At 71.0% G+C, this 9,187-nt stretch carries 7 protein-coding genes; 2 read left to right on the top strand and 5 right to left on the bottom strand.

What is annotated here, in order from left to right; translation table 11 throughout:
* Positions 1 to 563 precede the first annotated feature (563 nt).
* The 3 genes from AC1D15_RS09785 to hmgA all read right to left on the bottom strand — a co-directional run bounded on the left by AC1D15_RS09785 (position 564) and on the right by hmgA (position 4,774).
* Positions 564 to 2,063 (bottom strand): Do family serine endopeptidase, encoded by a 1,500-nt coding sequence (locus AC1D15_RS09785; protein ID WP_477825827.1) that lies wholly within the window; start codon positions 2,061 to 2,063, stop codon positions 564 to 566.
* A 96-nt stretch (positions 2,064 to 2,159) separates the two neighbouring features.
* Entirely contained in the window at positions 2,160 to 3,476 is a 1,317-nt protein-coding gene (gene fahA, locus AC1D15_RS09780) for a fumarylacetoacetase (protein ID WP_477825826.1), read from the bottom strand.
* The gene (gene hmgA, locus AC1D15_RS09775) at positions 3,473 to 4,774 is read right to left on the bottom strand and encodes a homogentisate 1,2-dioxygenase (RefSeq protein ID WP_477825825.1); all 1,302 of its coding nucleotides are present in this window, start codon (positions 4,772 to 4,774) and stop codon (positions 3,473 to 3,475) included. Before hmgA ends, fahA begins: the two co-directional genes overlap by 4 nt.
* A 70-nt stretch (positions 4,775 to 4,844) precedes the next feature.
* Here hmgA and AC1D15_RS09770 point away from each other — a divergent pair, with 70 nt between their 5' ends.
* Positions 4,845 to 5,624 carry an IclR family transcriptional regulator gene (locus tag AC1D15_RS09770; RefSeq protein ID WP_477825824.1) on the top strand — a complete coding sequence of 260 codons (780 nt, stop codon included), beginning with the start codon at positions 4,845 to 4,847 and terminating at the stop codon, positions 5,622 to 5,624.
* Positions 5,625 to 5,692: 68 nt separating this feature from the next.
* Complete coding sequence (locus AC1D15_RS09765; protein ID WP_477825823.1) at positions 5,693 to 7,192, top strand: S41 family peptidase; 1,500 nt, start codon at positions 5,693 to 5,695, stop codon at positions 7,190 to 7,192.
* Here AC1D15_RS09765 and pcaCD read toward each other — a convergent pair.
* On the bottom strand, positions 7,189 to 8,391 hold the full coding sequence (pcaCD, locus tag AC1D15_RS09760; protein ID WP_465111105.1) for a bifunctional 4-carboxymuconolactone decarboxylase/3-oxoadipate enol-lactonase PcaCD: 1,203 nt from the start codon (positions 8,389 to 8,391) through the stop codon (positions 7,189 to 7,191). The genes AC1D15_RS09765 and pcaCD overlap by 4 nt on opposite strands.
* A 28-nt stretch (positions 8,392 to 8,419) precedes the next feature.
* A partial coding sequence (locus AC1D15_RS09755) for a lyase family protein (RefSeq protein WP_477825822.1) occupies positions 8,420 to 9,187 on the bottom strand: 768 nt, incomplete at its 5' end.

Raw genomic sequence — 9,187 nt, 5'->3', positions numbered from 1 at the left:
GCGGGCAGCGGGGCGCGGTCGTCCTGGGCCCAGACGGCGGTGCCGGAGGCGATGGCCAGCGCAGCGGCGAGCGGGGCGAGCAGAGGCTTGTGGCTGTTCATGATGAAGTCCTTTCTTGTCATCAAGGTGAACTTCATTGGACTGCGGGCGACACGGCGGGTGCCTGGGACGAGGCCGGCCGTGCGGGACGGGCAGGTACGCACGGGCTTGTCAGCCTGGAAGCCGCGCGCCGTAGGACTCGGCTGGCATGGCAAGCTGCGGCCTTCGATCCAACCGACAACCGGTGAGGCCACATTGACAACAGTTCCATTCCGCTGTGCGAAATCGGGAGCCGCCCTCGCTCCAGACGAGGCCGGTCATTGCGCGCTCTGCGAACGCTTGCTGGATCGCCGATTCTTGCGGGAAGGCATCCATCCTCTGCAGCGCAGACCGGTGTGCACGGATTGCCTCCAGGCCCATGTCGACAAAGGACGCGCAGCGATCGACGACAAGGAGGTGTGAGCCCGCCTACAACGGAAAAGGCCGCCCGCAGGCGGCCTTTCCCCATCCAACAGCCGCAGCCGTCAGCCCAGGTTCACCGGCACGAAGATCCGCTCCCCGTCGCGCTCGACCAGCAGCGCCACGCTCTTCGGCTTGCCGGCCATCACCGCACGCACCTGCTCGATCGACGTGACCGGCTTGCCGTTGATGGCCAGCAGCACGTCGCCCGCCTCGATGCCGGCGCGCGCCGCCGGGCCGTCGACGTTCTCGATCACCAGGCCCTGCTCCAGCTTGCTCTGGCGCTTCTCTTCGCGCGTCAGCTGGCGCAGCGACAGCCCGAGCTGCACGCCCTGCGAATCGCCGCCGTTGGCGGACGCCACATCCTCGTCCGGATCGGCACCGCCCAGCTTCACGTCGATCGAACGCTCGGCCCGGTCGCGCCACACCGACAACTTCACCTTGTCGCCCGGCGCCGCCAGACCGATGCGGCTCGACAACGCCCCCGAGCGCACGATCGGGTCGCCGTTCACCGCGGTGATCACGTCACCCGGCTTCAGGCCGGCCTTCTCGGCCGCGCTGTCCTTGCTGACCTTCGCGACCAGCGCGCCGTCAGGCCGCTTCATGCCGAACGACTCGGCCAGACTCTGGTTCACGTCCTGCACCGCGACACCCAGGCGGCCATGCGTGGCGCGGCCGGTCGCGACGATCTGGTCTTTCACCTTCAGCGCGACATTGATCGGGATCGCGAAGCTCAGCCCCTGGAAGCCGCCGGTCTGCGAATAGATCTGCGCATTGATGCCGATCACCGCCCCGGTGCCGTCGAACAGCGGGCCGCCGGAGTTGCCGGGGTTCACCGCCGCATCGGTCTGGATGAAGGGCACCACCGCGTCGCCGGGCAGCGAGCGGCCCTTCGCGCTGATGATGCCGGTGGTGGCGGTCTGCTCGAAGCCGTAGGGCGCGCCGATCGCGAGCACCGGGTCGCCGACCTCGATGTTCTGCGGGTCGCCCAGGCGCACGATCGGCAGGTCCTTGGCCTGGATGCGCAGCACCGCGATGTCGGTGGCGGCGTCCGAGCCCAGCACCTTGGCCGAGAACTCGCGGCGGTCGCTGAGCTTGACGGTCACTTCCTTGGCTTCGCGCACCACGTGGGCATTGGTCAGGATCAGGCCGTCGGCGCTGATGATGAAACCCGAGCCCTGGCCGCGGAACGGCACCGACGGGTTGCCGCGCTGGCCGCGCTGCTGGAAGCCCGGCAGGCCGCGGAAGAACTGGAAGAACGGATCGTTCTCGGCGCCGGGCGGCAGGCCTTGCTGCTGCTGCTCCTCGGCCGAGGCCTTGTGCAGGCCGGCCACCGTGACACCGACGACGGCCGGGCCGGAGGTCGCGACGATCGCGCGGTAGTTGGGCACCTGGCCCGCGGCCGGCAGCATCGGCACCGGTGCCGGCGCGGTCGAGGTCACGGYGGCGGGCTTCGCCTCGGGTTTGCTCTTCAGCCACTCGGGCGTCAGGCTGAAGGCGCCGGCCGATCCGGCGGCCAGCAGGCCGGCTGCGGCAAGCGCAGCGGTCAACGACTTCATCTTCATGTGATCTCCTGGGGACAAGCGTCGCGGGGGATTCCGCATGAGTCGAAAGATAAGGGCCCGCGGTTAGAACTCGATTAGGGGTTGGTGAAGCGAAGGTTAAGACCGCGCCGCCAGCACCTCGGCCACGCACTCGCCGAACCCGATGCGCCGCTGCCCGGCGCGCTCGCAGAACGCTCGCAGCGCGACGCTGTCGCCATCCTGCAGGAAACGCCGCGTCTCGCCGTTCGGCAGCGTGATCGGCAGCTTGCCGCCCTGCGTCAGCTCCAGCAGCGAGCCGCCCTGCTCCGGCAGCGGCCCCGATTGCGTGCCGCTGCCCAGCAGGTCGCCCGGGCGCAGGTTGCAGCCGTTGCTGCTGTGGTGGGCCACCAGCTGCGCGAGCGTCCAGTACGCGTCGCGGAAGTTCGATTGCATCAGCCGCACCGCCGCGTCGCCGCGCTCGCGCATCGCCGGCGTCTGCAGCCACACCTCCAGCACGATGTCGATCGCGCCCTGTGCGCGGTTGCCTTCGCCATCGAGGTGGGGCAGCGGCTGCGGCCGGTCGGCCGCCCGCTCGAACGGCCGGCGGAACGGCTGCAGCGCCTCCATCGTGACGATCCACGGCGACAGCGTGGTCGCGAAGCTCTTCCCGAGGAAGGGCCCGAGCGGCTGGTACTCCCAGGCCTGCACGTCGCGCGCCGACCAGTCGTTCAGCAGCACCAGCCCGGCCAGGTGTTCCTCGGCCCGCGCCATCGGGATCGGCTCGCCGAGCGCGTTGCCGGGGCCGATGATCGCGCCGAGCTCCAGTTCATAGTCCAGCCGCTGGCACGGCCCGAACACCGGCGCCTGGGCTTCTGTCTTGTACTGCCCGCGCGGGCGGTGGAAGGCCTGCCCGCTGACCTGCAGCGACGAGCTGCGGCCGTGGTAGCCGATCGGCACCCATTCGTAGTTCGGCAGCAGCGGCTGGTCCGGGCGGAACAGTTTTCCGACGGTCGTCGCGTGGTGGATGCCGGTGTAGAAATCGGTGTAGTCGCCGACCTCGCACGGCAGCGCCATCGCGGCCTGTGCCTGCGGCACCAGGCAGGATTGCAGCCACGGCTCGTCGTCGGAGCCTTCGCGCAACGCATTCGACAACGCGGCGCGCAGCGTGCGGCGTGCCGCAGCCCCCAGCGCGATGAAGGCGTTGAGATCGCCGCGTGCCAGCGGCTCCATCACCCGCGACACCTCGGGCGACCACGGGCACAGCTCGTGCGCGAGGCGCAGGTCGAGCACCTGATCGCCGATCGCCACGCCACCGCGCCAGGGCTCGTCGCTGCCCTGGCGTCGAAAGCGCCCGAGCGGCAGGTTCTGGATCGGAAAGTCGGCCAGCGGATCCTGTGCCGACGCGACCCAGCTGCGCAGCCCCGCGTCGTTCGTGTCGTCGAGAGCGCCGCTCATTGGAATCCATCCTTCAGGTTGCGCCAGCAATCGGCATAGGCGGCATCGAGTGCGCCGCCGCTCATCGCCCATTCGGTCGGCCGGAAACGGTACCGGCTTTCGAACATGAAGGCCAGCGTGTTGTCGAGCTTGTGCGGCGCGAGCGGCGCATTCGAGGCGCGCTCGAACGCGTCGGCGTCCGGCCCGTGCGGCACCATGCAGTTGTGCAGGCTGGCACCGCCGGGGCGGAAGCCTTCGGGCTTGGCGTCGTACTGCCCGAGCACCAGGCCCATGAACTCGCTCATCAGGTTGCGGTGGTACCAGGGCGGGCGGAAGGTGTCCTCGGCCACCAGCCAGCGCGGCGGGAAGATCACGAAGTCGCAATTGGCCGTGCCCGGCGTGTCGCTCGGCGACGTGAGCACCGTGAAGATCGACGGGTCCGGGTGGTCGAAGCTGATCGAGCCGATCGTCATGAAGTTGGCCGTGTCGTACTTCAGCGGCGCCAGGTTGCCGTGCCAGCCGACCACGTTGAACGGCGAGGCCGCGCAGCGGGCCGACCACAGCCGGCCGCCGTATTTCTTGATCAGCTCGTGCGGTGCCGCGTCGGGCTCGAACGCGGCGACCGGGGCCTGGAAGTCGCGCGGGTTCGCGAGCCCGTTGCTGCCGATCGGGCCGAGTTCCGGCAAGCGGAAATGCGCGCCGTGGTTCTCGCAGACGTACACCCGCGACGGCCCGTCGACCGCCACCTTGAAGGCCAGGCCGCGCGGCAGCAGCGCGATCTCGCCGGGCGCCACCTGCAGCAGGCCGAGCTCGGTGGTGATCATGAGCGTGCCCTGCTGCGGCACCAGCAGCATCTCGCCATCGGCATTGACGAAGGCGCGCTGCGTCATCGAGCGGTTGATGAACGCGATGTGCGCAGCCATGCCGACCTGCGCATCGACGTCGCCGTTGACGACGATGCTGCGCAGCCCGTCGACGAAGTCCAGCGGCTGGGCTTCTGCCTCGGGCACCGGTGTCGGCGCCCAGCGCAGCGGGTCGGGCGGCGCCGCCACGCCGTCGGCCGCGCCGCTCTTCCACCACGGCTGCGCATACGGCGCATAGCCGCCGACCACCACCGACGGCTGGCGCCGGTACATCCAGGTGCGCCGGTTCTCGGCGCGCGGCGCGGTGAACGCGCTGCCGCTCAGCAGCTCGGCATACAGGCCGTGCGCCGCCTTCTGCGGGCTGTTGCGTCCGAGCGGCAGCACGCCGGGCACCGCCTCGCTCGCGAACTGGTTGCTGAAGCCGCCCTGGTAGCGCAGGGGTTCAGGTGAAGCCATCGCGGGTCTCCTTGATTTCCGACAGCGGATTCGTTACTGTCTAATCCATTCTACATACACGAATTTCAGAATGATCCCCAGCACCCCTCGCGGCATCCAGAGCATCGAGGTCGGCGGCCAGCTGCTGCGTGCGCTCGCCCACCACGGCCGGCCGATGGCCTTGAAAGACCTGGCGCGCGAAGCCGGCATGGCAGCGGCCAAGGCCCACCCCTACCTCGTCAGCTTCGGCAAGCTCGGGCTGATCGCGCAGGATGCCGCGTCGGGCCGCTACGGGCTCGGTCCGCTCGCGATGGAACTGGGCCTGATCAGCCTGCAGCAGTTCGATCCGCTGCGCCTGGCCACGCCGCTGCTGCCGGCGCTCGCGGCGCAGGTCGGCCACACCGTCGCGATCGCGGTGTGGGGCAACCGCGGGCCGACCATCGTGCGCGTCGAAGAGGCACCGTCCGCGGTGCACGTCAACATGCGGCACGGCACCGTGATGTCGATGCGCGGCACGGCGTCGGGCCTGCTGTTCGCCGCGCACCTGCCACCGGCCCGCCTGCGCGAGCTGCTGGCACAGGAGCCGCACGGCTGCCGGCGCACGCTGGACGCCGCCTTCAGCGGCCAGCTGGCGGCCATCCGCGCCGAGGGCCTGAGCCGCGTCGTCGACGGGACGGTGCCCGGCGTCAGCGCATTGGCGGCGCCGGTGTTCGACCTGCACGGCGAGCTGGTGCTCAGCCTGGCGGCGATCGGGCCGAACGCCACCTTCGATGTGCAGGCCACCGGCCCGGTCGCGGTCGCGCTGAAGGGCTGCGCCGCGCAGCTGTCGCGCCAGCTCGGCGGCGCCGGCAATCCGCCTGCACCGGTATAGTCGGCGTTCAACCAATGAATCGGGAGCGAGGAATGGGAGTTCTACGCCAACGGCAAGCCGGCGCACGCGTGCGCGCCACCTGGGCCAGCCTGCTCGTCGCGGCAGCCACCCTCACCGCCTGCGGCGGTGGTTCGGACGGCGACTCCAGCAACCGCCTCGCGTCGTCGTCGCAGTACGCGCAACAATGCGCCCCGACCAATCCGTATGCGTCGACCCACACCGGCAGCCTCGACGTCGAGAAGCAGTGGGTGCGCGCCTACCTGAACGATGCCTACCTCTGGTACGACGAAGTCCCGGCCATCACCCCCGGGCTGGCGCAGTACAGCAACACGTCCGACGTCTACGGCTCGCTCGACAACTATTTCCAGGCCCTGAAGACGATCCGGCTCACCGCGAGCGGCGCGCGCAAGGACAAGTTCAGCTTCATCCTGCCGACCTCCACCTCCGACGCGATATTCGACTCCGGCGTCGAGGCCGGCAACGGCATCAACTGGCGCATGCAGTCGCCGACGAAGCCGCGCGGCCTGCGCGTGGCCTACGTGACGCCGGGCACCGAGGCCGCCACCAAGGGCGTGCTGCGCGGCGACACGCTGGTGACCGTCGACGGCGTCTCGGCCGACGACGACACCTCGGCCGGCGTCGACGTGCTCAATGCCGGCCTGTTCCCGAGCGACGCCGGTGGCACGCACACCTTCGTCTTCACCCGCGCGGGCGTCGGCCAGGTCAGCGTCTCGCTGACGACCGTGGCCGTCACCACCAAGCCGGTGCTGAACTACAGCGTGGTCTCCACGGCCACCGGCAACGTCGGCACCATCGTCTTCAACTCGCACGTCGCGCCGGCCGAGGCGCAGCTGATCGAAGCCGTCTCGTCGCTGAAGGCCCAGGGCGTGACCGACCTGGTGCTCGACCTGCGCTACAACGGCGGCGGCTACCTGTACATCGCGAGCGAGCTGGCCTACATGATCGCCGGCCCGGCGCGCACCGCCGGCAAGACGTTCGAGAAGCTCAACTACAACGCGAAGCGCACGTCCGACAACGCACAGGCGCCGTTCGGATTCCAGGCCACCAGCACCGCCAACGCGGCGCTGCCGACGCTCGACCTGTCGCGCGTCTACGTGCTCACCACCTCCGAGACCTGCTCGGCCAGCGAGGCGGTGATCAACGGCCTGCGCGGCGTCGATCTCGACGTGCGGCAGATCGGCGGCGGCACCTGCGGCAAGCCCTACGGCTTCGCGGCCCAGGACAACTGCGGCATCTCGTACTTCCCGATCGAGTTCCAGGGCGTCAACGCGAAGGGCTTCGGCGACTATGCCGACGGCTTCGTGCCGAACGGCAGCGGCGCCACCGGCATTGCCGGCTGCGCGGCGTCGGACGACCTGTCGCAGCCGCTCGGCAGCCCGGACGAAGGCCTGCTGAAGGCCGCGCTCGCCTACCGGGCGACYGGCGCCTGCCCGGCCCTCTCGGCGGCGCAGGAATCGGCGCAGTCGCTGGGCGTGCTCGGCAACCGCGGGGCCGCGGTGCGCGGCCGGCCGCTGCTGAGCAACCGCTTCCTCAAGTCGTCGCGCTAGGCCCCAAGGAAGCCCTCGACGAGCGCCGCGAACTGCTGCGGCTGCTCGGCCACGCTCAGGTGCGAGGCCTCGGCCAGCACCTCGAGCCGCGCGCCGGGAATGCGCTCGGCGATGGCCTGCGACATCGCGACCGGCGCCCCCACGTCCAGCGCGCCGGCGATCACGAGCGTCGGGCAGCGCACCTGCGGCAGGCGCTCGAGCCAGTCGACCTCGCGCACCGCGTGGCAGGTCGCCGCATAGCCGGCGGCCGACGTGCGCAGCAGCGCCGCGCGGAACGCCGCCAGCGCGTCGGGCCGGCCGCTGCGGAAGCCGGCGTGGAAGTAGCGCTCCATCACCATGCCGGCAATCGCCTCCAGCCCGCCCTGCTCGACGGCCGCGATGCGCTGCGCCCAGGCCGCCTGCGCCGCCTCGGGGTAGTGCGCGGTGGTGTTGGCGAGCACCAGCGAGCGCACCAGCTCCGGATGGCGGATCGCGAGGCCCTGCCCCACCATGCCGCCGAGCGAGAGCCCGACCCAGGCCACCGGGCCGGCACCCCATTCGCGGATCACGCGGGCCGCATCGTCGACCAGCTCGTCCATGCGGTACGGGCCCGCCGGCACGGCCGAGCCACCGTGGCCGCGGTGGTCGTAGCGCAGCACCTCGTGGCGCGGCGCGAGCGCGGCGGCCAGTGCGTCCCACATGCCGAGCTCCAGGCCCAGCGCATGGCTCAGCACCACCGGCGTGCCCTCGCCCTGCAGCGCGACCTTCAGCTGCGGGCGGCTGAAGGTGTGATGGCTCGACGTGCGCACGCCGGCCGACAGCGGCGCGGGGGGCGGCAGCAGCCCTTCGTCGCGCAGGATCTGCGTGGTCAGCTTGAAGGCCGTGTTGGCGGCCGGCACGCCGCAGTAGATCGCGCCCTGCATCAGCGTCTCGCGGATCTTCTCGACCGGCACGCCCCCGCGCACCGCGGCCCGGCAATGCAGCTCGAACTCCTCCCAGCGCGCGAGGCCCATCGTCATCCCCAGCACCAGCAGGCGGCGGGTCGTCGTGTCCAGCCCCGGGCGGCCCCAGATGTCGTGCCACGCATAGCGCGTGATCAGCGACTGGAACTCGGCATTGAACGCGGAGGTGTTGTCCAGCGACTGGTCGACCCACGCATCGCCCAGCACCGCGCGGCGGTTCTTCACGCCGCGGTCGAAATCGTCCTGTTGCTCCGGCATCGTGGCCCTTTCGAGAATGGGAGGGAGATCAGTGCGGCAACCAGGCCGACCACGGCGCCTCGGCCGCCAGCGCGTCGGCACGCTGCTGCCAGCTCGCCAGCTGAGGATCGGCGACGCGACTCGCGTGCGCCGCGGCGCGCTCGACTGAGAACAGCGCCTCGACCTGGTCGGCGCCGAGCTGCGCGCGCAGCGCATCGTCCTTCGACAGCGCCTGCAGCAGCACCTCGCGCAGCGGGCGCCGTGCGGCCACCGCCTCGTGCGACCAGGCCTCGAGCAGCGCGTGCGCACGCGCCTTGCCGAGCTGCTGCGCCAGCTGCATCGCCACCGCCTCGGCGAACACCAACCCGTGCTGCGCGTCGATGTTGTGCCGCATCCGCGCGGCATCGACCTGCAGGCCCGGCGCCGCATCGGCGAGCGCCTTCAGCGCGCCGTGCACGCCGAGGTAAAGCCCCGCGGTCTCGGCCAGCTCAGCCTGCCAGTTGCCGAGGCCGCGTTCATGCTCCTGCACCATCGCGGCCAGCAGCGCGGCCACGCGGTGCGGCGTGCGCAGCGCGGCGGCCAGCGCCGTCATCGCGGCCACCGGGTTGCGCTTGTGCGGCATCGTCGACGAGCCGCCGCGGCCGGCGCCCGACGGCTCGGCCAGCTCGCCGAGCTCGCCCTGCGCCATCAGCGAGATGTCTTTCGCGATCTTGCCGAGCGCACCGGCCAGCACGCCCAGCTCGCCGGCCAGCGAGGCCAGCTCGTCGCGCTGCGTGTGCCACGGGCCGGGCGGCAGCCGCAGGCCGAGCGCTTCGGC

This window comes from Rhizobacter sp. P2_H2 (assembly GCF_056403375.1).
This window is presented reverse-complemented; position numbering and strand designations above follow the sequence as displayed.

Bases quoted from the DNA above. Each gene is read 5' to 3' on its own strand.
- AC1D15_RS09770 (WP_477825824.1), top strand. From the start codon at position 4,845: ATGATCCCCAGCACCCCTCGCGGCATCCAGAGCATCGAGGTCGGCGGC.
- fahA (WP_477825826.1), bottom strand. From the start codon at position 3,476: ATGAGCGGCGCTCTCGACGACACGAACGACGCGGGGCTGCGCAGCTGG.
- hmgA (WP_477825825.1), bottom strand. From the start codon at position 4,774: ATGGCTTCACCTGAACCCCTGCGCTACCAGGGCGGCTTCAGCAACCAG.
- pcaCD (WP_465111105.1), bottom strand. From the start codon at position 8,391: ATGCCGGAGCAACAGGACGATTTCGACCGCGGCGTGAAGAACCGCCGC.